General features: G+C 56.1%; 20 protein-coding genes and 3 pseudogenes. 14 read left to right on the top strand and 9 right to left on the bottom strand.

The annotated features are described in order from the left end of the window. Positions 1-356: 356 nt before the first annotated feature. From SCARR_RS25315 to tkt, 6 genes and pseudogenes are all read left to right on the top strand, one after another. Entirely contained in the window at positions 357-1,802 is a 1,446-nt protein-coding gene (locus tag SCARR_RS25315; RefSeq protein WP_168433613.1) for a CHAD domain-containing protein, read from the top strand. Next, complete coding sequence (locus SCARR_RS25310) at positions 1,799-2,539, top strand: ParA family protein (RefSeq protein WP_136065088.1); 741 nt, start codon at positions 1,799-1,801, stop codon at positions 2,537-2,539. The genes SCARR_RS25315 and SCARR_RS25310 overlap by 4 nt, the downstream gene beginning before the upstream one ends. 15 nt (positions 2,540-2,554) lie before the next feature. Beyond that, positions 2,555-2,953, top strand: coding sequence for an NUDIX hydrolase (locus SCARR_RS25305; RefSeq protein ID WP_136065086.1), 399 nt, complete (start codon positions 2,555-2,557; stop codon positions 2,951-2,953). 82 nt (positions 2,954-3,035) lie between these two features. After that, the gene (locus SCARR_RS25300; protein WP_136065084.1) at positions 3,036-3,734 is read left to right on the top strand and encodes a hypothetical protein; all 699 of its coding nucleotides are present in this window, start codon (positions 3,036-3,038) and stop codon (positions 3,732-3,734) included. After that, positions 3,731-4,239, top strand: a pseudogene (locus SCARR_RS25295) (flavin reductase family protein). The gene SCARR_RS25300 and the pseudogene SCARR_RS25295 overlap by 4 nt, the downstream one beginning before the upstream one ends. A 217-nt stretch (positions 4,240-4,456) precedes the next feature. Further along, positions 4,457-6,428, top strand: a pseudogene (tkt, locus tag SCARR_RS25290) (transketolase). Between the two features lie 313 nt (positions 6,429-6,741). Here the strand turns inward: tkt and rpsN are convergent. Beyond that, complete coding sequence (gene rpsN, locus SCARR_RS25285; RefSeq protein ID WP_136065082.1) at positions 6,742-7,047, bottom strand: 30S ribosomal protein S14; 306 nt, start codon at positions 7,045-7,047, stop codon at positions 6,742-6,744. A 213-nt stretch (positions 7,048-7,260) separates the two neighbouring features. Here rpsN and SCARR_RS25280 point away from each other — a divergent pair, with 213 nt between their 5' ends. Next, positions 7,261-8,553, top strand: coding sequence for a citrate synthase (locus SCARR_RS25280; protein WP_187356390.1), 1,293 nt, complete (start codon positions 7,261-7,263; stop codon positions 8,551-8,553). A gap of 15 nt (positions 8,554-8,568) precedes the next feature. Continuing rightward, positions 8,569-8,970 (top strand): tetratricopeptide repeat protein, encoded by a 402-nt coding sequence (locus tag SCARR_RS25275; RefSeq protein WP_136065080.1) that lies wholly within the window; start codon positions 8,569-8,571, stop codon positions 8,968-8,970. Between the two features lie 239 nt (positions 8,971-9,209). Here the strand turns inward: SCARR_RS25275 and SCARR_RS25270 are convergent, their stop codons facing one another. From SCARR_RS25270 to SCARR_RS25245, 6 genes are all read right to left on the bottom strand, one after another. Continuing rightward, positions 9,210-10,076, bottom strand: coding sequence for a polyprenyl synthetase family protein (locus SCARR_RS25270; RefSeq protein ID WP_136065078.1), 867 nt, complete (start codon positions 10,074-10,076; stop codon positions 9,210-9,212). A gap of 88 nt (positions 10,077-10,164) precedes the next feature. Continuing rightward, a complete protein-coding gene (locus SCARR_RS25265) occupies positions 10,165-12,447 on the bottom strand; it encodes a hypothetical protein (RefSeq protein ID WP_136065076.1) in 2,283 nt (760 codons plus the stop codon). Then, complete coding sequence (locus SCARR_RS25260) at positions 12,444-13,361, bottom strand: PulJ/GspJ family protein (protein ID WP_168433612.1); 918 nt, start codon at positions 13,359-13,361, stop codon at positions 12,444-12,446. The genes SCARR_RS25265 and SCARR_RS25260 overlap by 4 nt, the downstream gene beginning before the upstream one ends. Beyond that, entirely contained in the window at positions 13,361-13,807 is a 447-nt protein-coding gene (locus SCARR_RS25255) for a type II secretion system protein (protein ID WP_136065072.1), read from the bottom strand. Before SCARR_RS25255 ends, SCARR_RS25260 begins: the two co-directional genes overlap by 1 nt. Further along, positions 13,807-14,472 carry a prepilin-type N-terminal cleavage/methylation domain-containing protein gene (locus SCARR_RS25250; RefSeq protein ID WP_136065070.1) on the bottom strand — a complete coding sequence of 222 codons (666 nt, stop codon included), beginning with the start codon at positions 14,470-14,472 and terminating at the stop codon, positions 13,807-13,809. The genes SCARR_RS25255 and SCARR_RS25250 overlap by 1 nt, the downstream gene beginning before the upstream one ends. Before the next feature lie 131 nt (positions 14,473-14,603). Continuing rightward, entirely contained in the window at positions 14,604-15,536 is a 933-nt protein-coding gene (locus SCARR_RS25245; RefSeq protein ID WP_136065068.1) for an AraC family transcriptional regulator, read from the bottom strand. Between the two features lie 108 nt (positions 15,537-15,644). Between SCARR_RS25245 and SCARR_RS25240 the strand changes: the two genes are divergently transcribed. The 4 genes and pseudogenes from SCARR_RS25240 to SCARR_RS25225 all read left to right on the top strand — a co-directional run bounded on the left by SCARR_RS25240 (position 15,645) and on the right by SCARR_RS25225 (position 21,154). Next, positions 15,645-17,444, top strand: coding sequence for an L-fucose isomerase (locus SCARR_RS25240; protein WP_136065066.1), 1,800 nt, complete (start codon positions 15,645-15,647; stop codon positions 17,442-17,444). Positions 17,445-17,535: 91 nt separating this feature from the next. Then, positions 17,536-18,051 (top strand): annotated as a pseudogene (locus SCARR_RS29410) (MFS transporter); the annotation flags it as partial. A gap of 1,430 nt (positions 18,052-19,481) precedes the next feature. Then, on the top strand, positions 19,482-19,907 hold the full coding sequence (locus tag SCARR_RS25230) for a hypothetical protein (RefSeq protein ID WP_136065064.1): 426 nt from the start codon (positions 19,482-19,484) through the stop codon (positions 19,905-19,907). Between the two features lie 71 nt (positions 19,908-19,978). Next, positions 19,979-21,154 carry a SpoIIE family protein phosphatase gene (locus SCARR_RS25225; RefSeq protein ID WP_168433611.1) on the top strand — a complete coding sequence of 392 codons (1,176 nt, stop codon included), beginning with the start codon at positions 19,979-19,981 and terminating at the stop codon, positions 21,152-21,154. 17 nt (positions 21,155-21,171) lie between these two features. On the opposite strand, the gene SCARR_RS25220 is transcribed toward SCARR_RS25225, so the two are convergent. Together SCARR_RS25220 and SCARR_RS25215 are read right to left on the bottom strand one after the other, a co-directional pair. Continuing rightward, complete coding sequence (locus tag SCARR_RS25220; RefSeq protein ID WP_136065060.1) at positions 21,172-21,837, bottom strand: transaldolase family protein; 666 nt, start codon at positions 21,835-21,837, stop codon at positions 21,172-21,174. A gap of 36 nt (positions 21,838-21,873) precedes the next feature. Further along, positions 21,874-22,578 carry an SDR family oxidoreductase gene (locus SCARR_RS25215; protein WP_168433610.1) on the bottom strand — a complete coding sequence of 235 codons (705 nt, stop codon included), beginning with the start codon at positions 22,576-22,578 and terminating at the stop codon, positions 21,874-21,876. Positions 22,579-22,696: 118 nt separating this feature from the next. Here SCARR_RS25215 and SCARR_RS25210 point away from each other — a divergent pair, with 118 nt between their 5' ends. Both SCARR_RS25210 and SCARR_RS25205 read left to right on the top strand, forming a co-directional pair. Beyond that, the gene (locus SCARR_RS25210) at positions 22,697-23,452 is read left to right on the top strand and encodes a DeoR/GlpR family DNA-binding transcription regulator (RefSeq protein ID WP_136065057.1); all 756 of its coding nucleotides are present in this window, start codon (positions 22,697-22,699) and stop codon (positions 23,450-23,452) included. A 19-nt stretch (positions 23,453-23,471) separates the two neighbouring features. Beyond that, on the top strand, positions 23,472-24,806 hold the full coding sequence (locus SCARR_RS25205) for a dihydrolipoamide acetyltransferase family protein (RefSeq protein ID WP_136065055.1): 1,335 nt from the start codon (positions 23,472-23,474) through the stop codon (positions 24,804-24,806). Positions 24,807-24,809 lie beyond the last annotated feature (3 nt).

Below are 24,809 nucleotides of genomic sequence, written 5' to 3'. Positions count from 1 at the left end.
TTTCGGCGATCGGTTCCGATGCTGCAACGCTGCTTCCAATGGGTGGAATTTTTCCAGACCTTGGAACGGATCAGGTGTCAGAACGGCATCGGTGTCCGGCCATCCCTCTGACGGGCTTGCCGGTGATGACCGCCGAGCAGTGCTGTCGGCGGATGGTGGAATATTCATTCATCTGCATGTTCGAACAGGGTGGTCTTCATGAACAGCCTCCTTGGTTCAATAGAGGCTAAGTAATGGAATCAAAGCGGTCAACTGGTTTGCTTGATCCATTCTGCGGCTTGGTTATACTCCTTCGCATGTTGCCGGAAGATAAACCCCTTTGCCGGATTGGTGCCTGGACTGCAGGCGCGTTGAAGATGCCCCGCTCCGAAAAGCTCGAATCGGGGGAAAGCCAAGCATATGCAGGAACGCTGCTGGACACGTTCGACGGCCATTTGCGCCGGGCCGGTAAAGCATTGCTGCAGTGCGCCGGCTATGTGGCGCTGTTCGACCTTTCATCGGGAAGCTTCCAAAAACAAGCCGTCGCCCGGGGTTGGACGTTTGCGGGAACACTGCCGGACGGAGCGGTGGGGCGTCAGTTGATGAGAATATCGGCGCTGCGCGCCTTCCTTCCTGTCGCCGAGGTTGTTGTGGAGCAATGCCGTGTTGCGGTGCTCGATGAGCTGGAAAAGACCGTGGTGCGGGCGCGTGCAACCACGGTGCGCTGCGGCGAGGCCTCCGCCATCTGGCTGGCGGTGATGGCGATGCGCGGCTATGCGAAGGAGTATGAGCGCTTTGTGCAGGCGTTGGTTCATGCCGGATTCGATGCCTATTCCGGCGGAGACTATTTCCCGGCGCTGGGCATAAAACGGCCGATGTACGAGGCGAAGCCGGCGGTGCCGTTGGATCGGAATGCGCCGGTGTTTGAGAGTGCGGTTTTGATTGCGCGCACGTTTATCGAGGTCGCCCGTTGCAATGAGGCGGGTATGGCCACCGATTTGGATACCGAGTTTTTGCACGATTACCGCGTTAGCCTGCGCCGGACCCGTTCGCTGCTGAGCCTTTTCCGCAATGTGGTGGATGGCGAGGATAGTTGCTGGCTGAAGAGCGCGCTGGCCGGCATTATGAAGCAGACCAACCGGCTTCGGGATTTGGATGTTTATCTGCTGGGCCGGGCCGGCTACTACAAGCTGGTGCCGGAGTCGATGCATGGCGGGCTCGATATTATGTTCGATGTCTTTGTCCAGGAACGGCAGGATGTTTTTGAACAGGTTGCCGAGTTCCTCCGAGGGAAGGAATACCAGCGGCAAATAGAGGCGGTTCTGGCCCGGCTGCAGGATTTGGAAATGGGCCGTTGCGGAATGGAGCCGACGGGGCGCTTTGCGCGTCGGTTGATTTTGAAGCGCTATAAAAAGGCGGCAAGCCTGGCGCGATCCATCGATGACGGCACGCCCGATGCGCGGGTTCACGAACTGCGCATTGAGTGCAAAAAGATGAGGTATTTGATGGAGTTTTTCCTGCCGTTGTTTCCGCAGAAAAAGATCAAGCCTTTGGTGAAGTCGCTGAAAAGCCTGCAGGATGTGCTGGGGCGTTTCAACGACTATTCGGTGCAACGCGAAGCATTGGCCGCTTTTGCGGAGGCGCATCCAATGCGGGGCCGGAAAGGCATCAAGCTGGCCGAATGCGTCGGCGCGCTGGTGGCGACGCTGTATCAGCTGCAGCTGAAGGCGCGGGGCGAAGTGGTGGCCTGTCTCGATGGATTTGCCGGTGCGGAGACGCAGCGCAGTTTTGAACAAATGTTGTCGAACAAGGATTCTGAATGAAGATTATTGCATGCTACAGCAACAAGGGCGGTGTTGGAAAAACCGCGGCGGCGGTGAATCTGGCCTATGCCTGCGCGGCCAACGGGAGGCGCACGCTGCTGTGCGATCTCGATCCGCAGGGCGCGTCGGGGTTTTATTTCCGCGTCAAGCCGTCGAAAAAGCTCAAGGAGGAGCGATTCTTCAAAGACGTCGTACGCTTTACCAATGCCATCAAGGCCAGCGATTTTGAAAACCTCGACCTGCTCCCGGCCAACCCAGACTTTCGCGATTTTGATATTTTTCTCTCGCGCATGAAGCACAGTCGCTCGCGGTTGAAAAAGGCGCTCAAGGCGGTCGACAACGACTATGATCTAATGCTGCTCGACTGCCCGCCGAATATTTCGCGCCTGTCGGAAAACGTGTTTTCTGTGGCCGATCGGGTGGTCGTGCCGGTCATCCCGACGACGCTATCCGAGCGGACGCTCGAACAGCTTTATGCCTTCTTCGACGAAAACGGCCATAAGCGCAAAAAGATTATTCCGGTGTTCTCGATGGTGCAGAAAAGCAAAAAGCTGCACATTGAATCGATGAAGCGCATGCGGGCAAACCATAAGCGGTTTTTGAAAAACAGCATTCCGTTTTCTAGCGACATTGAGAAAATGGGCATTCACCGTGCTCCTGCATTGGCCTATGCCGGACGAAAATCCGCCGCCCGCGCCTATGAAGAGGTATGGAGCGAGTTGGACGAACTAATGTAGGAAAGGATCGAGTTTATGATGAAACAATATGGCGCAATACCGTATGTGCGCGAGGATGACGGAATCAAGGTGGTGCTGATTACCAGCGCCAGCGGCTATTGGATTTTCCCTAAGGGCCGGTTCGAGGAAGACCTCGGCAAACAGGGCACGGCCGAAGAGGAAGCCTATGAAGAGGCCGGCGTTAAGGGCAAAATCCGCAAGAACAATACATACCGAACCAAGGTGGTGATCAAAAGCGGTGAGCGGGTGCATTTGACGCTCTATGCGCTGGAAGTGAAAACGGTGTTGAACAAATGGCCGGAGGCCGGCCGCCGCAAGCGCAAGATCGTCTCGCTGGCCAAGGCCGAGGAGTTAATGGACTCCGACGCGCTGAAAGGCTGTTTGCGGCACTTTTTCCGCGATATGCTCGCGTGAGAATGACTGGAGCATGGCCTTGATCCTGCTTGTCTGAAGGCCGGTTGAAATGTAGTCTTTCCCGTATGAAACAGAGGCGTTTATGAAATTATATATCAAGCTGGTTGTCGGTTGTGCGTTGGCGCTGGGATGTGCGGTCTCCGGATTTGCCGTTGAAGTCACGCTGGAGGCTACGAAGGATACGTTCGGCCGCAGCAACAACCGCAACCGTAACAATGGGGGCAGCTCAGCGCTGCTGGTGGCGCATAACGCTTCCGCCTGGACGATCATTGCATTCGATCTCTCGGCTGTAACCAATGAGATTGGTTCCGCCGAATTCCAGTTCCGGAAGAACAATACGATGGCGAAGCCCATCAGCTTGGTGGTTGCACCAATGGTTCAGACCAAAAACAACGCCGCTTGGGGCGAGGGGGCCGGAAATCTCGGAGCCAAGGGACAGAACTCAAAGCTGGGGGAAGCCTCCTATGCCTGGAGCAGTTTTCGGGATGTGCCGTGGGAATCGGCTTCCGGGGCTGCGCTGGTTGGTCTTAATGATTCCGGCCTTTGGAATGCACCGGTGGCCCGGTTGGACGGCTTGCCTTGGCAGGAAGGCCAGTGGGTCGCGGTTCCGGTCGTTGAAGTTTCCTTGTTGGAAACCATCCGGCAATCGGAATTCAAGACGGCAACGTTTGGTTTATGGGGAACGGCCGGATACGGCCTGTACAGCATCAGTTCGAAGGAGTCGGGGAGTGCCCCGAAGCTCGTCCTAACGCTCAAAGAAGCCAGGGGAGGTCAAAAATGAAAACATTCAAGGAAATCAAGCCCATCGAAATTCCTGGGAATCCGATCCATCTGATCGGTCAGGAATGGATGCTGGTCACGGCTGGAACGCCGGAGCATTTCAACACCATGACCGCGAGCTGGGGAAGCATGGGCGAGTTGTGGTTCAAGCCCGTCTGCTTTTTTTTGTCCGTCCTCAGCGGTATACCTATGAATTTATGGAAAAGAGCGAGGCTTTCACGCTTTCGTTCTTCGCTGAGCGATACAAGCCGCAGCTTAACTTTTGCGGCAGCCGGTCCGGACGCGAAACCGACAAGGTCGATGAATGCGGCTTTACCGTTAGGGCGGCTGAAAACGGTTCGGTCTTTTTCGATGAAGCACGTTTGGTGCTCGAATGCCGGAAGCTCTATTTCCAGGATCTGGATCCCGCCAACTTTGTTGATGACTCCCTCATGAAGAACTATCCGCAACAGGATTTCCACCGTATGTACATCGGCGAAATCACCCGCGCGCTCATTGAGGCTTGAACACTTTTCCGGCGCAAGGCCTTAATCGCCATCTTTAGAACGCCTCAGCAGGGTGGCATCTGTTTCTCGAATAAACGGCTGAAATACCGCCGGGCATGGTGGTGTTGGTTATGTCGTGCTGGTTTTAGAGAATGATTTTATGGCGGGGATTGGCTGAATCTGGAATTCTGCACGATCTTTTTTAACACCGAGCGTAAAATCAGGAGGAATACGAGCAATGGATCTTAAACTTGCAGCAAACACAATCCGCGGGCTTTCAATGGACGGCGTGCAGGCCGCCAATTCGGGGCATCCCGGCCTGCCGCTCGGCATGGCCGACGTTGCCGCAGTTCCTCAAGCACAATCCGGCCAACCCGCAGTGGGCCGATCGCGACCGTTTCGTGCTTTCCGCCGGCCACGGCTCGATGCTGATCTACAGCCTGCTCCACCTCGCTGGCTACGACCTGCCGCTTGAAGAGCTCAAGAACTTCCGCCAGTGGGGCAGCAAGACCGCCGGCCATCCGGAATACGGCCACACGCCGGGCGTCGAGACCACCACCGGCCCGCTCGGCCAGGGCATCGGCAACGCCGTCGGCATGGCACTCGCCGAAAAAATGCTCGCTGCGCGCTTCAACTCCAAAGATCAGAAGATCGTCGACCACTTCACTTACGTCATCGCCTCCGAAGGCGAGTTTATGGAAGGCATCTCCCACGAGGTCTTCTCGCTGGCCGGCAACCACGGCCTCGGCGACCTGATTGTTTTCTACGACGAAAACTTTATTTCCATCGAAGGCGACACGCACATCACCTACACCGACGATGTCGAAAAGCGCATGGAAGCCTACGGCTGGCATGTGCAGCGCATCAACGGCCACGACTATGACGATATCACCTCCGCCACTCGGGTTGCGCAGAAGGAAACCGGCAGGCCGTCGGTCATCATCTGCAACACCACCATCGGCTTTGGCTCTCCGAACAAGGCCGGTTCGCACGACTGCCACGGCGCGCCGCTCGGCGACGACGAAGTTGCGCTGACCAAGAAAGCGCTCGGCATTTCGCCGGAAAAATTCCACGTGCCGGCAGAGGTCTACGCCGGGTTTGCCGAAGCCGCTTCGGAGAACGCCAAGCGCGAAGCGATGTGGAACGAGAGCTTTGCTGCATTTGCGAAAGCCAATCCGGAAAAGGCCGCCGAATGGGATATATGCATCAAGGGCGAACTGCCCGAATGCCTTAGCGAGAAGATTGAAGACTTCGAAGCCGGCGGTTCCATTGCCACCCGCTCCGCATCCGGCAAAATCCTGCAGGACCTCGCCAAGGCCGTTCCCTACCTCGTCGGCGGATCCGCCGACCTGGCGCCGTCGAACAACACCGGCCTCAAGGGGCTCGGCGATGTCGGCGCGAATGCTTTCGAAGGCCGCAACCTCCATTACGGCGTGCGCGAGATCGGCATGGGCGCCATCATGAACGGGATGCAGGTGCACGGCGGGTTTCGCGTGTTCGGCGCCACCTTCCTCGTTTTCGCCGACTATGTCCGCCCGACCACCCGCGTGGCCGCGCTGATGAACCTGCCGGTTATCTACGTCTACACGCACGACAGCTTCTACGTCGGCGAAGACGGCCCGACCCACCAGCCGATTGAAACGCTGATGAGCCTGCGCATCACGCCGAACGTTACGGTCATCCGTCCATCCGACGCGATCGAAACCAAATGCGCCTGGGTGGCCGCGCTCGAAAACAAGACCGGCCCGACCGCCTTGCTGCTCACCCGCCAGAACCTGCCGATCTTCGACCGCACGGAGCTGGCCAAAGCCTCCGGCCTTAAGAAGGGCGCCTACACCATCTGGGAAAACGCTGAAAGCGGCCACGACATTCTCATCGTCGCCAGCGGATCGGAAGTATGGCTTTCGATCGAAGCCGGCAAGAAGCTGGCCGAAGAAGGCCGGAAAGTCCGCGTCGTCAGCTTCCCGTGTTGGGAGCTGTTCGAGCAGCAGAGCGTTGCATACAAAGCCTCCGTCTTCCCGCCGGAATGCCGAAAGCGCCTGGCCGTTGAAGCCGGCTGGCCGACCGGCTGGGAAAAATATGTGGGCCTCGACGGCAAGATTATCGGCATCGACCACTTCGGCGCATCGGCTCCGGGCGGTGTATTGGCTGAAAAATTCGGCATCCATGCCGACAATGTATACGAACAGGCGAAAGCTCTGCTCGGCTAACGCTTGAAAGTTGGAGGGTGAAAGGGGCGCATGGTTTAAGGGAGTTTGCTCTTTTTCCCCTGTACTCCTTTAACTTCAGGTTCAAAAAACGAGGAACGAACGAGGGATAAATATTATAAACAAGGCCAGAGGCCCGCGATGCCGCCCGGATCGCCATCATCCGGGCGATGAGGGAAGTGCCTCGCCTACTCCCGCGGAGATTCGTTGTTCAGAAATCCATACAAACGGTCCTTAAGTGCCATTCGGGGCATGAACAAAAAAAAACACCCCGCAGTTGCGAGGTGTTTGTCTTTTCCAACAAAGGAGTCTGTGGTTACCAGCTGGCCTTGGTCATGCCGGGGATCAATCCCTGGGAAGCCATTTCACGCAGGGTGATGCGGGAAAGGCCGAACTTGCGGTATACGGCGTGTGGGCGGCCGGTTACCGAGCAGCGGTTCATGATGCGGTTGGGATTGGCGTCCAGCGGGAGCGAACGCAGCTTGCGTACAGCAGCCATGCGGTCAACCGGGTCGGAGTCTGGGTTGCTGATGATTTTTTTCAGCTCCATGCGACGGGCAAAATATTTCGATGCGCACGCGATGCGCTTCTGGTTCTTAACGACTGAGCTTTTTTTGGCCATAAATAAGTAGTTCCTTTTGTTGAAAGACCCGTGGATAAAACATAAATGGGCGGGGGCGCGCAATATAAAATGATTAAAAAATAAGCTGATTTGGCCGGTGGTCTGGGGTCGGGATTCGATTCGTTATGTCTTTTAGTCTTGAATGCAACGGGGGGAACCGTATTTTCTAGTCCGATTCCAACCGGAAAAATAAGTGCAAAAGGAAATTTGATTATGTCGGATACAATAAAAGATTTGGGAACAGCGGAGCTTACCTTCGACGGGAAAACCATCATTTTGCCTGTTTTTGAAGGTTCAGAAAAGGAAAAGGCGGTCGATATCCGCGCTCTGCGGAAAGAAACCGGAATGATTACTTATGATCCGGGGTTCATGAACACCGGTTGCTGCAAGAGCGATATTACCTATATTGACGGCGAGGTGGGTATTCTGCGTTACCGTGGGTACGACATTAATGAGCTGGCCGAAAATTGCGAATTTGTTGATGTGGCTTATCTGTTGGTTCACGGCTCTTTGCCGAACAAGCAGCAACACACAGAATTTTCCGAGAACCTAAACTCCCACTCGCTGCTGCACGAAGACATGCGCCATTTCTTCGATGCCTATCCGGACCACGCCCATCCGATGGCCACGCTTTCGGCCATGGCGGTTTCGCTTTCCACCTTCTACCCAGAGCTTGAGGATAGCAGCATTCAGGAAAACATCGACTTCAAGGTTACCCGTCTGCTTTCCAAGATGCGCACGGCGGCGGCCTTCGCCTATAAGAAGTCGATCGGCCACCCGATTGTTTATCCGCACCACAACCTGAAATATTGCGAAAACTTCCTGAACATGATGTTCCGGACTCCGGTGAACGACTATCAGGTTGATCCGGTGGTTGCAACGGCGCTCAACAAGCTGCTGATTCTCCACGCCGACCACGAGCAAAACTGCTCCGCGTCCGTGGTGAAGATGGTGGGCAGCGCAGGGGCCAACCTGTATGCCTCAATTTCGGCCGGCATCTGCGCGCTGTGGGGGCCGTTGCACGGCGGCGCCAACCAGCACGTGATCGAGATGCTCGAACGCATCATCGTTGAGGATGACGGCGATGTGAAACGCGTCATCGAGCGTGCAAAAGACAAGAACGATCCGTTCCGCTTGATGGGTGTCGGGCACCGCGTTTACAAATCGTACGACCCGCGCGCCAAGGTGGCCAAGCGGATGTGCAAAGACGTGCTCGCCAAGATGGGGGTCGACGATCCACTGGTTGAGCTGGCCCAGGAGCTGGAAGAAGCCGTGCTGGCCGATGATTATTTCGCCAGCCGCAGCCTCTATCCCAATATTGACTTCTACACCGGCCTGACCTACCGCGCGATGGGCATCCCGACCGACATGTTCACCGTCATGTTCGCCATCGGCCGTATGCCGGGCTGGATTGCCCAGTGGCTGGAAATGCGCGACGATCCGCACGGCCGCATTGGCCGTCCGCGCCAGATCTACACCGGCCCGACGCAGCGTTCGGTCAACTAAGTAAGGTTTCTGGCAATGAGCAAAGACAGAACAAACGGCCGCGCCGGGCACGACGCGGTTGAACTCAGTTTTCTTCAGAAAATTTCAAAGCGTTTGCCGGAGGACTTGGAAATCCTTCAGGCGCTCGCGGATTTATACACCAAAACCGGAAAGTATGAAGAAGGCTTGGCGGTCGATGAAAAGCTGAGCCACCTGCTGCCGAACGATGATTTGGTTTGGTACAATCTGGGTTGCTCCTACGCCCTCACCAACCATCCGGACGAGGCGTTCGAAGCGCTCACCAATGCGGTCGAGCTGGGCTACGGCGATTATGATTGGATGAAAACCGATTCCGACCTCAACGGCCTGCATAACGATCCACGCTTTGAATCGTTGCTCAGCTGGCTCTACACGGCCTGCAACGAAGAAGAGATGTAGGCTCGGCGACGAGCACAGATCCGTGGAGGGGCAGAGTCCTCTCTGTCTACGATCGCCGAGGCCGGCGCCCCTCCAGAGGCGATGTGGCCGTCTCATGCCGTGTTGAGTTCGGCTTTAGCCTATACCTTGATCATTCTGCCGGGAATCCGGACAGGATGATGGCATTCCTGAATGAAAAATCGTCATTCAATCGTCCTGTCCAATCAGCCGCGTCAGAGCGGCTATGGTTTTTCTTCATTCTAGCTTCTACGGGAAACCAAATATTCCGCAATGGATCGCAAGATGTGGGTGTTGCGGGGCATCATATTGAGCAGGCCGACCGCTTCGCTCGTCAGGCTCCGTACTTTTTCAGCCGCCACATCCATGCCATGGACGGCAGGATAGGTCATTTTATGCTGCTCGGCGTCGGAACCGGCGGGTTTTCCAAGCACTTCGTCAGTGGAGGTTTCATCGAGAATGTCGTCTTCAATCTGAAAGGCGAGGCCGATCTTTTCGCTGAACAGACTGAGCGTTTCGAGTTCGTCTTCGGCGGCGCCGCCAACCAGGGCGCCCATGCGCACTGCTGCGCGGATCAGGATGGCGGTTTTGTTCATATGAATGAATTCGATCAGGCCGGCGTTGGGTTTTTTCCCTTCGGCGTCAAGATCCTCCACTTGTCCGGCAATTACGCCCATTGATCCGGCCGCCTTGGCCAATTCGAGCGATAAGCGTGCACTCCCGCTTTCGGCCAGAATATGAAAGGCGTGGATCATGAGCGCATCGCCGGTGAGCACGGCGTTGGCTTCGCCGTATTTAACGTGGCAGGTCGGCATGCCCCGGCGCAGGTCGTCGTCGTCCATGCAGGGCAGGTCGTCATGGACGAGCGTCGAGCAGTGGAACAACTCCACCGCCACGGCGGCGGCGAGTGCGGCCTTGGGACGGGTGCCGAAGGTTTCGGCCACGGCAATGCACAGAATGGGGCGGATGCGCTTGCCTCCGTTGAGCACGCAGTAGCGCATCGCCTGGTGCAGAACGGCGGGGCGGGTGCCTTCGGCGGGCAGGCAGTCTTTCAGGGCCGTGTCCATCAGCGCCTGCTTCTCATTCAAATATCGGGAAAGTTCGGTCATTCATTCGTCCTTGTTTGCGTCCGGTGTGTATAGGGAAATTTCCGGGGCTTGGAAATCCCGAACAGCGCTGTTTCCCATTCGTTGGAAATTATGAGTCGGGCTTAAAGGCGTTGAGGACGCCGTTCCACGTGCGGCCGCTGCCGATGGAGCTTTGCAGCGTGTCGCTCAGGCCGAAGAAAACGCAGGCGGCCTTTTGCGTGACGGCATCGCGCCAGACATAAACCACCGCCTGCTGGGTGCCCTGCACCTCGTCGGTGGAAATCAACCCGTCGCCGTCGCTGTCTTTGCCGGATTGGGCGGCGAGTAAAACGGCGTAGACGGTGCCGCGCGGAGAAAACAGTTCGTAGGAATTGCGAAAGAAGCCCTCGAGCTCCCACGGATTGCTGGCGCCGATGGCGGCTGACAGCGCATCCAGATCCATGCCGCTCCCATAGGCTGATGCTTTGGCTGGCCAGCCGTGCTTTTCGAAATGCTCCATAAGCAACCGAGTGGCTTCTCTGGCTTCCGTTGCGGTCAGGCGCCGGTTGGCCGGTTCGTTGAATTCATCGAGCGGCATACCCATGAAGGCTGAAGCAATTACGTTGGTGTGCGGCGAATAGGGATTGATGCGCCCGTGGCGCGTTGCGCCGTGAGGGTGCGGGGAGAGGTGGTCGAGGATAAAGCGCGTGTTGTCGGGATCGTTGCGTTCCAGAAACTGGAAGGTGTTCCACGGCATGGCATCGTTATAGAGCAAATAGGTGAATTCGTAAGGCGTGTCGATGCGGTCGGCGTTGCGCACGTAGAGGATGTCGGTGCGGTCGGGGCCGGCGGCAATCCCCAGATCGTTGACGGCGCCAAGCGTATCTCCCGAACCCTCGCTGCCCACTTCTACCCACTGCTCGTTGGAGTTGCCATCCCAGTTCAGGCGGGGGTCGATCGCCGCCATGCCGATGACGAAATCCAAGTTGGTTGCAGTTGCGGTGAGGGGGTTGAACAGATCCTCTGCAATCGCTTTAATTTGCGGTGTCAGATAAGTGGAAACCGAATTGTTCATGGGAAATTCAAGATTGAGCACGCGGTCTACCATGCTTTTTTCTGTTGCGTTGACGCAGTAAATGGAGGGGAACATAATGTCGTTCTCCAGCTCCTCGAAGAGGCTGACCAGATCGGACTCATCATCGGCCTCGCTTTCGCTTCCGCCTGCATGGACCGTATAGTTATATGGATCTGATCCGGGGCCCAGTCTGGGAAGGTCATACTCATCAATCCATTCGGAAGTATCCCCAAGAAGCGTGGCCGGTTCCGCGCCGTCAATGATCGGCGTATTATTGATGACCACCGCAAAGGCATCCGCGTTTTCATAGCCGATGAACGGATACCAGGCTTCCATCTCCAGCGAATAACTGTTCGAGACGCTGACCGAGTCGACAGTCGGGGCGCCGTCATCATCCTCGCCTAACACCGGAGCGAAGGAAAAGATGCAGCTGAGCACCAGTTCGTTGATCAGCGGGACGGGCTCGACTGAGAAGTCGGTATAGTTTCCGGAAGCATTCTCCGGCCGGGTGTCGGTGTCGAGATAGTCGAGAAGCTGGTTCATGACAAAATCGGTATCGACGGCGCTGATTTTATCGAGTTCGCTGCGGATGGTTTTTTGGTTGAGCGTGGCGAGGCTGCTGCCCATGTAGACGCGGGTATCGTTGTTGGTGGGTGCGAAGGAATAGGTGCTGAACGAGCTTATGGGGCCGTTGATGACGGCCGGGGTGCTGACCGGGGGCGCATTCAACACGGATAGGTCGCGCAAGGTTTCGAAGCGCCGCCAGGCCGTGTCCCGTTTGTAGGCAAACTCGAGGCCGTTGCTTAATTCAGGAATCAGTTCCGGGGATAGCCGGATTTCCGCGGGCGTCAATCCAGCCCGGCGTTCAATGAGGGTGGTCGCGCTGTTTGCGCCTCCGGCCTCGTTGGCATCGAGCAGGCCGGAGGTGTTGACGACCATGTAACCGACGCGCCCGACCGGTTCTCCGTCTGCGTTGATCGTTTGCCATTCGGCGGTGTCGAGCGCGCTGAAGTATGGCTCGGCAATGGACGCGCTGCCCAAGGGCAGATAGTCCTTTTCCATGCTGAAGTCCAGATCGGCGACTTCATCGCCTTGCGAGCTGAAGGCGAAGAACGCGGGATAGTTTGTGCCTGATTGGGCGTCGATCTCCTCTAGCGCACGGGCGAGGGCGGTGTGAAGCAGCTGGCGTGTTTGGGCCGTGGAAAGATAGGCGCGTCCGGCCAGCCGTTCGGTGCGGGTTGTTGCCGAGAAGGCGATGACTAGGATGATCAGCACGGCCAGAAAGCCCAAGGCAATAACGAGCGCAGCGCCGGTTTTGTTTTTGTGAATGTGGTTCATGGCGATTCATCGAACGAAAGTTGTTCGGCTCCTTGGTTGCGCATGAAGATGCGGCGCGTGTAGATGCGCTCGTTGTTTTGGATGTGCTCCTGTCCGCGCGCTTGCTCGCCACCGCTCCGCAGGCGCATGGCCTGCTCGAGGTCGGTGGAGGAAATCAGCCCGATGGCCACGTCCACGAAGTGCGGCCGGTCGGTGGCGTCGGGCAGGGGGCCTGCGCCGTCTTCGGCCTCGACATAGTTGCTGGCGATGCGGCCGTTCACGGTGATGTCCATGAAGGAGAGCGAGGCATGGCTCATTTCTCCCGCATTTTTGTAGGTGATGTTGCTGTCCACCCGTTCCCGCCGGAGAGCCTGGGTGTAGTGGAACCGCTCTTCGCTGGTGGCCGGCATTTCGGTTCCCGCGCAGATGGCTGCAAAGTCGGCGGAGGGCTCGCCGGCTTCGCAATAGTAGTCGGAGTGCGCAATCAAGCGTTGGATCCAGTTTCCGCCTGGTGCGCCTACGGCCGAACCTGCGGGTGTTTGGATGCGGATATACCGGTTCCAGTCCTTGTGCAGATCACTGGGCTGTGAGGGGGAAAGCTCGGCCTGCAGGCGCATCGGGGCGGTGTCGCGCGGAATTGTGCTTAGCTGGCGGCGCATGCCGGTGGAGATGAAATACAGCGCATCGTTGCCGTCGAGCGGATGCACCCGGAAGGCGACGTTGGTGCGGATCAGGGCTTGGCTGACATCTTGCTCGATGACGTCGAGCAGCAGCCGTGCGGTTTCGTCGAGCAGGGTCTGGTCTTGGCCGCGTTCGACGGCGCGGGTGCTTTCGGAGAAAATGCGCGAAATCATCAGCGCCATCACGGCCAGAATGCTGATGGACACCACAATTTCGAGCAGGGTGAAGCCGCTTTTGGTTTTGGCGCTTTTCATTACTTGTCCGCCCAGTTGTAGATTTCGGTGTAGAATACACGGGCGGTGCCGTTCGAGGTGTAGCCGGGCCACAGCTGCAGTGTTAGCGCCTTTATGCTGGGGCCGTGTGTTTGGGCTTCCAGTTTGTACGAAACGGTATAGGCGGGGCATTCGAACCGTTCCAAAGATCCCTGCTGGAGGTTGAACGTGCCTCCGTCGTAGTCGGGAACTGCGAGGGTGCCGTCGGGCGGAAGCTCGCTCCAGTTGGTGACGGCGTGGCAGTAGTTGAGCACCATGTCGGAAAAGCTGACGATGTTGAGGTCGTCGTGGGATTTTGCCGCTGAATCCAGCGATGTGCCGAGCAGGCCGCTTGCCGCCACAATGCCGACGGTGATCACCAGCAGCGCCAGCATGATCTCAATCAGCGTGAAGCCCCGCTTTCGAGTGCATTGGATTAGTTTTTTCATCAATCGCCCAGCTCCTGTGCTTCGCCGTCGTCGTAGGTGTAGTCGATAATCTTGCTTTTGCCGGTTAAGTCAAAACGTATTTGCTTCCCTTGCCGTCCGGTAACGAGGGGCGCTCCGCCGGAGAGGGTTCCCTCCGCAAGGTAGATCCAGTGGGTCCGTGCGCCGGCTTCGCCGTTGGGCTTGAATCCCAGCACGGTGTATTCTTTCCCTTGAATCTTCAGCCGGTTTTTTTTGCTGACGCCTCCGCTCCAATCGTCTTGGGGGGAATAAGAAAAAGCATTGTAGGCGTCGCCGGCCTGATCGTCAAACACCACCCCGACGGGCAGCGGTTCCCAACCGGTCAGGAAATAGCCGGCTTCTTGGGTGACGGCATTGGTGTGGATATTGATGGAAAAGACGGCGTAGGCGCGGTAGGCGAGATTGTTTCCGGTCTGCCCTTCGTTGAGGACCAAGTAGGCGGGCTGATTGTTTGCAATCGCATGCTGGCGGGCCAGTTTGGCCGCGGCATGCACCGCATTGGCCGCACCGTCGAGCTTGGAGGAACCGGCAAGGTTGAGCAGCGCCGGCAGTGCAATTGCAAACATGATCCCGATGATCGCAATCACCACCAGCAGCTCGGCCAGGGTGAATCCGTTACGAAGGGGATGAATGCGTTTGTTCAGCATGGAATGGAACCTATCTAAAATGGCTTTGGGGCGGATATGTTTTTTTTGCTTTATTTGGCGGGGCCGGCTTTTTTTGTGATGGAAGGCCCGCGTTATGGAAGAACGGCAATCCCCCTCGTTTTTAAGCCCATCTATTTTTTCTCGATGCTGAAGACTTTGGCTCGCAGCCGTTCTTCCTCTTCGGAACGAAACTGGATGTTTTTCCAATTTCTGGATTCGGCGGGGGAGAGCCCGCTGCAGCGCTTGCGGTATGCCGACGGCGTTGCGCCGGTGGCTTGCTTGAAGGAGTTGGAAAAGTATTGGCTGCTCCCGTAGCCGCACTCAAAGGCAATGTCGATGATCTTTACATCGGTTTCGCGCAGCAGGGTTTTTGCGCGTTCCATCCGGATGCGCCATAGGTATTCCATCGGCGTGCCTCCGGTCAGTTTTTGAAACACCTTGTTCAGCTGCGTGCGCTTGATGCCGCACTGCCCCGCCATGGATTCGAGCGTCCACTGCTGGTCGATGCTCGACGATAGCGAGTCGATCAAAGACTGTACTCTCCGTTCTGAAGTTGTGTGTGTTTCCGCATCGACGGCGTCTCCCGAGATGATTCGTTTGAGCTCCACGATCACGGCGCGCAGCAGGGTGATGGCTTGGGCGTCGCGCAGTTCGTGGGTGCTTTGCAGTTCTCCAACGAGGGAGGGCATCAGTTCGCGCATGGCGGGCGTTGCTCGGAGGCAATGACGGTTGCTCGAGGCGAAAGCGGTGCTGAGAATCTTCATTTCGGCAGGGCTGAAGCCGAAGGTTTTGGGAAAGCGGAAGGTGTCCCGCGGAGTGGGGTAGTCGTTTTCCAAGTGGAACAACACATGCCAAAGGGTGTTGTCGGGTTCGTTTGGGTGCAGGCTTCCGTGCACCTGCCAGGGCAGGGTGAAGAAAACCGTCCCTCCCTCCACTTTTTCCGGTTTTCCCTCGACCATCCACTCCATCATACCCTTGTCGATGTAGGTGATTTCCATCCCCTGGTTCTTGTGCGGCAAAAGCTCCGCGCAGTGAAAGCGGCCGTAGCTGATGATTTCTTTCATTATCTAGCCCCTATGAATGTGTAAAATATACCACCGCCGGATTCGACCGACAAGCTTGCCCTTATAATGGTTCAATCTGCCATCAATCGATAACCAAGGAGATACGATATGGCTACTGTGAATACATCTGACAAAACCTGGATCACGAACCTTCCAAAGGTTGGCATCCGCCCGACCATCGATGGCCGCTACGGCGGTGTGCGCGAATCCCTTGAAGGGCCCGTTATGACGATGGCTAAAAATGCCGCTAAACTCATCAGCGAAAACCTGAAATACCCGAATGGCGAACCGGTTGAATGCGTGGTCGCCGACACCTGCATCGGCAACGTGGCCGAGTCCGCCGCCTGTGCAGAAAAGTTTGATGCCGAAAACGTGGGCGTTTCCCTGACCGTGACCAATTGCTGGTGCTATGGTTCTGAAACCATGGACATGGATCCGCTTCGTCCGAAGGCCGTTTGGGGCTTCAACGGCACCGAGCGTCCCGGCGCAGTCTACCTCGCCGCCGTACTCGCTGGCCACTCCCAGAAGGGTCTCCCGGCATTCGGAATCTATGGCCGCGACGTTCAAGACGGCGGCGACGACACCATTCCGGACGATGTGAAAGAAAAAGTGCTCCGCTTCGCCAAGGCTGGTTTGGCTGTTGCCATGATGAAAGGCAAATCCTACCTCTCCATGGGCGGCGTATCCATGGGCATCGCGGGATCGATCGTCGACCAGAATTTCTTCGAAGACTTCCTTGGCATGCGCGTCGAAGCCATCGATCTGTCCGAGTTCTCTCGCCGTCTTCGCGATGAGGTCTACGACAAAGACGAGTATGCGCAGGCGCTGGCCTGGGTGAAAGAAAACTGCCCGGAAGGTCATGACCCGAACGGACCGGAAACCACACGTTCGCGTGAACAGCTCGATAAAGAGTGGGAAACCTCCGTCAAAATGGCCATGATCGCCCGCGACCTGATGTACGGAAACGACAAACTGGCTGAAATGGGACGCATCGAGGAATCACGCGGCCACAACGCCATCTTGTCCGGTTTCCAAGGCCAGCGCAACTGGACCGACTACTGCGCCAACGGCGACTTTATGGAAGCCATCTCCAACAGCTCGTTCGACTGGAGCGGCATTCGCATGCCGCGCCTGATGGCGACGGAGAATGATGCGCTCAACGGCGTGGCCATGTTGTTCTCGTATCTGCTCACCAATACCCCGCAGGTCTTCGCCGACGTTCGCACCTACTGGAGCCCCGACTCCATCGAGCGCGTCACCGGTCATAAGGTCGACGGCGTTGCCGCAGGCGGACTCATCCACCTGATCAACTCTGGTTCCGCTTCCCTCGACGGCAGCGGTCAGCAGAGCGTTGACGGCAAACCGGCCATGAAACCCTTCTGGGACATCACCGAAGCGGACAAAGAAGCCTGCCTCAAGGCGACCACTTGGCATCCGGCGGTAACGGAATACTTCCCGGGCGGCGGCTGGTCCTCCAAGTTCACCACCAAGGCGGGCATGCCGATCACCATGAGCCGCGTCAACATTGTCAAGGGGCTTGGCCCGGTTCTGCAACTCGCAGAAGGCTGGACGGTTGAGCTTCCGGACGAAGTCCATGCGAAACTCGACGACCGCACCAACAACACCTGGCCGACCACGTGGTTCGCGCCGCGCATCACGGGCAAGGGCGCCTTCATCGACGTATACGAAGTGATGGCCAAATGGGGCGCCAACCACGGTGCGTTCAGCTATGGGCATATCGGAGCCGACCTGATTTCGCTGGCGGCCATGCTGCGCATCCCGGTCTTCATGCATAACGTGGAAGAGGCCGACGTCTACCGTCCAAGTGCATGGAGTTCATTCGGTACGGAAGGTCTGGAAGGAGCGGATTTCCGCGCCTGCGAAACCTACGGGCCGATCTACGGATAATAGGGCAGCAATGCCGCCGTTGACGTAAAACAAGACGATTTGTTGTCCCGGCCATGTTGCCGGGGCAGCAAGTTTTTATATAGGGGAGTCTATGAAAGAATCAGAAAAAAACATTCCGGTAGTGCCCAAGGGGTTGGTGCTGACCTTTGTTCTCGTAACAATATTGTTCCCGTTGTGGGGATTCGCCAACGACATCACGAATCCGATGGTGGCGGCGTTTAAAAACATCTTGCTCATCAGCAACTTTGAAAGCTCGCTGGTGCAGGCCGCGTTCTATGGCGGCTATGCCCTGATGGCGATTCCTGCTGCAATCTTCATTAAAAAATACTCGTATAAAAAGGGCGTGCTGATCGGTTTGGCGCTCTATTCGCTGGCGTGCCTAATGTTCATTCCAAGCGGTATGGCCATGTCTTATCCGCTCTTTTTGTTGTCTTATCTGGTTATGACGAGCGGGCTGTCGTTCCTTGAAACGACGGCCAATCCATACATTCTCTCCATGGGCGACGAGCGCACGGCAACCCGCCGCCTAAACCTCTCGCAGGCCTTCAACCCAATGGGGTCGATTACGGGGATGTTTGTTGCGAGCATGTTCATTCTGGCAGCGCTGGACGGCACGTCCGAATCCGGCCGGCGCCAGATGAAGGAATTGGCGGACAATGGAACCCCGGTCCACCTGCAGGAAGTAAACGCCCAGCTCTCGGCTGTTGCGGATTTGACCGCAGTGACCAGCGAGCCGGGATGGCAGGACAGCAAGAAGCTGCTTAAAAAGGCCAGCGCCCTTGCCGGGGCCGTTCAGAGCGGAACCTTCCTGCTGGACAATAAGAATGCTTCCGAAGCCGATGCCATCCAAACCGCTGTTGCCGCCCAACCCAAAGGAAACAAATTCAAGGCGGCCATTGAGGCCGTTGCGGTGGTCATGCAGGTGCGCGAGCAGCCGGCGCCCACCGAAGCCGAAGCACAACGCAATGCCCTGTTTGTTGACGGCCGCGGTCTTGAACTCACACTCGCGCTGAACGAAGAAGCGCCATTGCTGGCCAAAGCGAATGATGCAAAATGGAACGCCGCTGAAAAATCATTGGCTCAAGCGACTGCTCCGGCAGCGGAAATCAACGTCGCAATGAATTCGGAAAACGCTGCTGCAATGGCGGCGATCCCTGGCTTGCTAGCGGGCGTAAAAACCGAGCTTGAAGCGGCGAAGACGGCACTCGAAGCGATTCCTTCCGCGAGCCTGCAAGCGCACCAGCAGGCTGCGGTTGGCAACCTCGCCAAGATTCAAAAGTCGGACTTGAACATTGTTTCGATGCCCTACGCTCTCATGGGCGGATTCCTTATCCTGGTGCTGGGGCTGTTTGCGTGGAAGCTGCCGAAAACCACCAAGGGCGAACATGCAGGCGATGGCGGAGGCTTGGATCTTGGCGGCACCTTGCGCCGGTTGTTCCATAACAAGGCCTATCTCGAAGGGGTTGTTGCGCAAACCTTCTATGTGGGCGCGCAGATCATGTGCTGGACATTTATTGTTCAGTACGGCGAATCACAACTCGGGCTATCAAAATCCACCGCGCAGAACTGTAATATTCTGGCGATGATTATTTTCGTTTCCAGCCGATTTGTATGTACCTTCCTGATGCATTACATCAGCTCGGGCGCTTTGTTGTCGTTGTTGGCATCGGGAGCCATTCTCCTGACCACCGGAGCCATTTTTGTTGAAGGCTATGCCGGACTCTATTGCTTGATCGGCGTGTCTGCCTGTATGTCTCTGATGTTCCCGACGATTTACGGCATTGCGCTGGAAGGTCTGGGCGATGACGCCAAGCTGGGTTCGGCCGGGCTCATTCTGGCGATTGGAGGAGGGTGCATTATGACCCCCCTGCAGGGTCGAATTATCGATTTGCCGGCCTTCGATCTGGGCTTCATGGAATTAGCCAGCGTGAGAGCATCCTTTGCCCTTCCATTAATTTGTTTCATTGTCATTATGCTCTACGGCTGGCGCACCTTTAAGGTTCACCATGCCGAAAAATAGAGGAACCCGAGGTCTTGATGAATAATAATATCCTGCTCACGCTCATCGCGGCCGTTTGCAACGTCGGCACGATTGCCTGCATCAAGAAATGCAAGCATGCTGTTGCCAACAGTCAGCCGATGGTTGTTTGGATGCTGGGTATTGCCATCACGATTTTGGCGACCCAGTTCCTTGTGTTGCGGGCGGACATCAAAGGAGCATCGCTGGGGCTGGCCGTTTCATTCATTATCGCTTTCGTCATGATCGGGGCGGCGATCATGGGGGTGGACGAGGAGAGTGGCCGTCTTACGGTGGTTTCGTTGAAAACCATTCCCTTGCTGGAAACCGTAGGGTATGGCTGCGCCGTTTTTGGGGTCATGCTGGTGGGGATTTCGCAACAGGTAGATTCTGTTAAACCAGCAACCTCTTCCGGGCAGGTTGCGGTTGCTGAAAACGGGAAATGATTGTACCTTCCTCGGGAAACGAGGGAAACATGTTCGAGGATCATCAGAAAACTGCGTATCTGTTGAAATGCATGATGGATAATATGTCCGACATGATCTACTTCAAGGATCGGGGCTCGAAATTCATCATGGTCAACAAGGCGGCGGCCGAATGGCAGGGCGCTTTTACGCCCGAAGAGATGGTCGGTAAATCCGATTTCGATTCCTACTCTGAAGAAGATGCTCGGCGCATGCGTGATGAAGAGCTGCATATCATGCAGACGGGAGAGCCGCTTTTCGGGGTGGAGGAAAGCGAAACGTGGAAGAATGGATCTCAGGCATGGGTGTCGACCACGAAAATGCCGTTGCGCAATGAAGTGGGCGATATCATTGGCATTTTTGGAATCTCGCGCGACATCACCGAGCATAAGAACGCCGAAATCCGGGCGGCGAAATATGCCGAGGAAAACCGGCGGTTTCGGGAGGAGCTGGAGGATGACCTGCTTATGGCCTCGCAGCTGCAGAAAACCTTTTTCCCGGCGTCCTACCCATCCTTTCCGTCTGCATCAGACGGCAAAGGGGACCTGGTTCAGTTTTGCCACCTCCATCATGCCGGAGGACTTATCGGCGGCGATCTTTGCTCGATCCGCAAGCTGTCCGATACGGAGGCCGGAATTTTTCTGTGCGATGTAATGGGGCATGGAGTTCGTGCTGCACTGGGAACAAGCATCGTGCGTGCAATGGTCGAAGAAATTTCGCATCAGAAAAAAGATCCCGGCCAGTTTCTAGAACACATGAATCAAACGCTGATGCCGCTCTTTCGGCAGGACGATCTGTTTCTTTTCGCCACCGCCTGCTATATGGTGCTGGATGTATCAACGGGAGTGCTGAAAGTTGCCGCTGCCGGACATCCGCTGCCGATCCTGTTGAATGCATCGGTCCATAGCGTATCCGGTTTAGTTGAGGATTCATGCTTTTCCGGTCCTGCGCTTGCGGTCACGGAAGAGGCTCGTTACAAAACCATTGAATGTCGTCTCCGGCCCGAAGATGGCGTTTTTATGTATACTGACGGAATTACCGAAGTTGTGAACCGAAATGAGGAGGAGTACGGTGAAAATCGGCTTGTGGCCTCCGCTCGGGGAAAGATAAACCTTCCAATGTCTGGATTGTTTGACGCGTTATATGAAGACGCCTGCAGTTTTGCTGCAGGCGCTGCGCTGGAAGACGATGTCTGTCTGGTTGGATTCCGCCTGAAGCATGCATCCTGATTCAGGCTTATCAGCTCTTAAAATTCGATATCGTAAATGCCCTTGCTGTCTATGGTGAATGTATCGACGGCCATGTCGGTCATCGGATGGCTGCGAAGGGCCTCCAGCAGCGCATAATTAATGGTGGCCGAATGGCAACCGCGTTTGACAATGCGGTGAACTTGGTCGACCGTTTTAAAGCTGGCCGCCAGCACCTTGCAGTTGAGCTGAAAATGATTCAGCGTTTTGGTAATATGTTCAACCACTTCAATGCCGTGGGAGGAAATATTATCCAGCCGACTGACATAAGGAGCCACATAATCCGCACCGGCCCGTGCCGCAACCAGTGCCTGCTGGTGGGTGAAAATGGCCGTGGCGGTTACATTAATTCCGGCATCCTTTACCATTCGGATGGCTTTTAGACCCTCCAGGGTCACTGGGATTTTGGAATAGTAGTTGTCCCCTAGTCCGAAGTGTTCCCTGTATTTCAGCGACTCCTTAAGCATGTCGTCAGCAGTAAGACTGGAAACCTGAATGTGCATCATTCCGTTTCCGACCACTTCAGCAATGGCAGGGATAATCTCTGAAATCGGCTTTTTCTCAACGGCCAGAATGCTGGGGTTGGTCGTTGCTCCGGCCAGTGGAAAATAATAATAGAGTTTCTTTAATTCTTCAATGTTCGCAGTGTCAGCCATGTAGATCATAACAGGTCTCCTTGTTTAATTTTGTAATTAGCGCGATTACCAGGTTTGTGGGCTGGCCGCGCGGCGTAGGTGTATACAGTCAATCGTAATAGTGTGCGGGAGAGAGCAGAGGTAGGCGACCGCATCGGCCACATCTTCCGGTTGAATCATGGCGGAAAAGTCAGTCAGATCCGGCCGCGCCTGTTTTACCATTTCCGTGGCCACTCCGCCGGGGCAGATCGCATGAACGCGTATATTGTGGTCCCGGCCCTCTTCAATGGCGGTTTTGGTTAAGCCGAGCAGGGCATGTTTGCTTGCACCGTAGGCCACCTGATTGGGGTAGCCCTTCACGCCGACGACCGATGAAATATTAATGATCCGGCCTCCGCCGGATTTCTTCATGGATCTCATGGCTTCGCGCATGCAAAGGAGCGCACCTTCCACATTGATTTTCTGAATCGCCTGCCAATCGTCGAGTTTTATGTCTTCAATGGCATCAAAAATCCCGAAACCGGCATTGTTTACCAACAGGTCAATTGCCCCCGATTTTTTGAATAGATCGGTGATTTCCTTTTCGTCGGAAAGGTCGGCGGTATGGACTCCGACCTCCGCGCCCCGCTTTTCACACGCGTCCTTGACGCTTCCAAGCATTGGAACGTCCCGGCCCGTTAGAATCAGATCATAGCCATTTTCTGCCAACTTTAGGGCAATAGCGTTGCCGATTCCTCGGCTGGCACCGGTTATAAGGCCTTTCTTTTTCATGTTATAATCCTTTCCAATAGTTGGAGCTGGTGTAAATAAAAGTAAAAAACAGCTTGAAGCAAGGCAAAAAGAAGGTAAAAAGAAAGGCATCAGATAGAAAAAAGGAAGCGAGTGAGTTATGAGTAACAACTTTTCAGAGCGTAAAGCGATCATATTGGAACTGCTGATGGAGGAGAGCTCCGTTAGTGTGTCTGAACTGGCTAAGCGCTTGAAGGTTACTGTCGTTACGGCCCGCGCCGATCTGGTCGCTTTGGAAGAAGAAGGATTGCTGGTTCGCACTCATGGTGGAGCGGTTCCGGCTCGGCATCCCAAGATCATGGAGCGTTCGCAGGCGAATAAAGAAATCAAGGGAGCCGTTGCCAAGGTGGCGGCGTCGATGATTAAGGATGGCGACACGGTCATCATCACCGCCGGAACCACGACTGCGCTGATTGCAAAATATCTGCTGGGTAAGCGCGATGTCCACATTGTTACGAACAACACCTTGTTGCTGACCTATGCCCGCGCTAATCCGCAACTGCGCGTTACCCTCATCGGTGGCGAATTCCGCCCTTCGGAAGAAGGCGTTGTTGGGCCAATGGCATTGACGGCGATTGACCAATTTCATGTTTCCACGGCGTTCATCGGCATTGATGGCGCATCCATCAAGCAGGGCTTCACGGCAAACTCGGTCGAAAGCGCCGACCTAGTCCGCAAGATGGCCGAACAGGCCGATCAAGTCATCGCCATTTCCGATTCCAAAAAGTTCGGAAAGCCCGGCTTTGCGCGCATTCTTCCGTTTGATGGGGTTGATGCGCTCGTGACAGACAACCAATTAACCAAAGAGTTTGAAACCGAATTGACCGGCGCCAACGTGCGCATCGTCAAATCATAACGTTCCAAGGAGAATTACCATGGCTACAGAAGTGCTAATGCCGAGACAGGGACAATCTGTTGAGTCCTGCATCATTATCGAATGGAAAGTTAACGAAGGCGACGTCGTTACCGAGGGGCAGACCCTTTGCGAGGTCGAGACCGATAAGGCCACGTTTGAGGTTGAAGCGACCGCTGCCGGCACCATGCTCGGCATCTTTTATCCTGCCGAAGCCGACGTCGAGGTCCTCAAGGTCATCGCCGCCATCGGCGAGCCCGGAGAAGATATCAGCGCTTTGCGTCCTTCAGACGAAAGCGCTGAAGAGAAACCTGAAACTGGAAATGTGAAACCTGAAGAAGAGCCGGTTGTTCAGGAAGCCCCTGCTTCAAGTTTCACGTCTCAGGTTTCAAATTTCAGTGGAGGCGTTTCTCCCCGCGCTAAAAACCTGGCAGAAAAGAAGGGCGTTGATGCAACCACACTTGCCGGCACAGGCCCGAACGGCCGCGTGATTGAACGCGACGTTGCCGCAGCCCAGGCCGTTACTCCGGCCGCGCAGGCCAAAGCGGCTGCTGAAGGACTGGACATTCCAGCCACTGGAACCGGACTGGGCGGCCGCGTTGTTGCTGCCGATCTGGGCAGTACGGGCGACATGCATGTCGCCCCTACGATGGACTTCCCAGGCGCCACTAAGGAGATCCCGGTTAAGGGCGTTCGTAAAGTGGTGGCTGGCCGCATGTTGGCTTCGCTGCAGAACACCGCACAGCTTACGCTCAACACTTCAGCTGATGCACGTTCCGTGCTGGGCTACCGCTCCAAATGCAAAGCCGCTCCGGAAGAAGCCGGCGTGGGCGGCATCAGCATCAACGATGTGGTGCTCTACGCCACCATCAAGACCCTTGGCGAGTTCCCCGAACTCAATGCCCACATGCTGGGCGACAAGATCGTCGAGTTCGACAACGTTCACCTCGGTTTTGCGGTCGATACGCCGCGCGGCCTGATGGTTCCGGTGATTCGCTACGCCAACCTGATGACACTCAAGCAGCTTTCCGCTGAAACCAAGCGTTTGGCCATGGCCTGCATCGAAGGCACGATTGATCCTGACGCACTGAGCGGCGGTACCTTCACGGTCACCAACCTCGGCGCGATGGGCATCGAAAGCTTCACGCCGGTGTTGAATGCTCCAGAGGTTGGAATCCTGGGCGTCTGCTCCATTCAACCGAAGCCGGTTATGAAAGGTTCCGACGTCGAGTTCGTCCCGCACATGGGCCTCTCGCTGACGTTTGACCACGCCGCAGCAGACGGTGCGCCCGCCGCCCGCTTCCTTGCCAGTATGCGTATCAAGCTGGCCGCATTCGAACTCACCCTCGCAGGATAAGGA

The organism is Pontiella sulfatireligans, from assembly GCF_900890705.1.
Classification (GTDB): Bacteria; Verrucomicrobiota; Kiritimatiellia; order Kiritimatiellales; family Pontiellaceae; genus Pontiella; species Pontiella sulfatireligans.
Note: the sequence above shows the minus strand (reverse complement) of the source record. Positions and strands in the feature narration are given on the sequence as shown.

Excerpts from the sequence above, each read along its gene's own strand:
- SCARR_RS25310 (WP_136065088.1), top strand. The coding sequence starts at position 1,799 with ATGAAGATTATTGCATGCTACAGCAACAAGGGCGGTGTTGGAAAAACC.
- SCARR_RS25280 (WP_187356390.1), top strand. The coding sequence starts at position 7,261 with ATGTCGGATACAATAAAAGATTTGGGAACAGCGGAGCTTACCTTCGAC.
- SCARR_RS25300 (WP_136065084.1), top strand. The coding sequence starts at position 3,036 with ATGAAATTATATATCAAGCTGGTTGTCGGTTGTGCGTTGGCGCTGGGA.
- SCARR_RS25275 (WP_136065080.1), top strand. The coding sequence starts at position 8,569 with ATGAGCAAAGACAGAACAAACGGCCGCGCCGGGCACGACGCGGTTGAA.
- SCARR_RS25215 (WP_168433610.1), bottom strand. The coding sequence starts at position 22,578 with ATGAAAAAGAAAGGCCTTATAACCGGTGCCAGCCGAGGAATCGGCAAC.
- rpsN (WP_136065082.1), bottom strand. The coding sequence starts at position 7,047 with ATGGCCAAAAAAAGCTCAGTCGTTAAGAACCAGAAGCGCATCGCGTGC.
- SCARR_RS25260 (WP_168433612.1), bottom strand. The coding sequence starts at position 13,361 with ATGAAAAGCGCCAAAACCAAAAGCGGCTTCACCCTGCTCGAAATTGTG.
- SCARR_RS25205 (WP_136065055.1), top strand. The coding sequence starts at position 23,472 with ATGGCTACAGAAGTGCTAATGCCGAGACAGGGACAATCTGTTGAGTCC.
- SCARR_RS25250 (WP_136065070.1), bottom strand. The coding sequence starts at position 14,472 with ATGCTGAACAAACGCATTCATCCCCTTCGTAACGGATTCACCCTGGCC.
- SCARR_RS25220 (WP_136065060.1), bottom strand. The coding sequence starts at position 21,837 with ATGATCTACATGGCTGACACTGCGAACATTGAAGAATTAAAGAAACTC.
- SCARR_RS25270 (WP_136065078.1), bottom strand. The coding sequence starts at position 10,076 with ATGACCGAACTTTCCCGATATTTGAATGAGAAGCAGGCGCTGATGGAC.
- SCARR_RS25255 (WP_136065072.1), bottom strand. The coding sequence starts at position 13,807 with ATGAAAAAACTAATCCAATGCACTCGAAAGCGGGGCTTCACGCTGATT.
- SCARR_RS25245 (WP_136065068.1), bottom strand. The coding sequence starts at position 15,536 with ATGAAAGAAATCATCAGCTACGGCCGCTTTCACTGCGCGGAGCTTTTG.
- SCARR_RS25315 (WP_168433613.1), top strand. The coding sequence starts at position 357 with ATGCCCCGCTCCGAAAAGCTCGAATCGGGGGAAAGCCAAGCATATGCA.
- SCARR_RS25225 (WP_168433611.1), top strand. The coding sequence starts at position 19,979 with ATGATGGATAATATGTCCGACATGATCTACTTCAAGGATCGGGGCTCG.
- SCARR_RS25240 (WP_136065066.1), top strand. The coding sequence starts at position 15,645 with ATGGCTACTGTGAATACATCTGACAAAACCTGGATCACGAACCTTCCA.
- SCARR_RS25210 (WP_136065057.1), top strand. The coding sequence starts at position 22,697 with ATGAGTAACAACTTTTCAGAGCGTAAAGCGATCATATTGGAACTGCTG.
- SCARR_RS25230 (WP_136065064.1), top strand. The coding sequence starts at position 19,482 with ATGAATAATAATATCCTGCTCACGCTCATCGCGGCCGTTTGCAACGTC.
- SCARR_RS25305 (WP_136065086.1), top strand. The coding sequence starts at position 2,555 with ATGATGAAACAATATGGCGCAATACCGTATGTGCGCGAGGATGACGGA.
- SCARR_RS25265 (WP_136065076.1), bottom strand. The coding sequence starts at position 12,447 with ATGAACCACATTCACAAAAACAAAACCGGCGCTGCGCTCGTTATTGCC.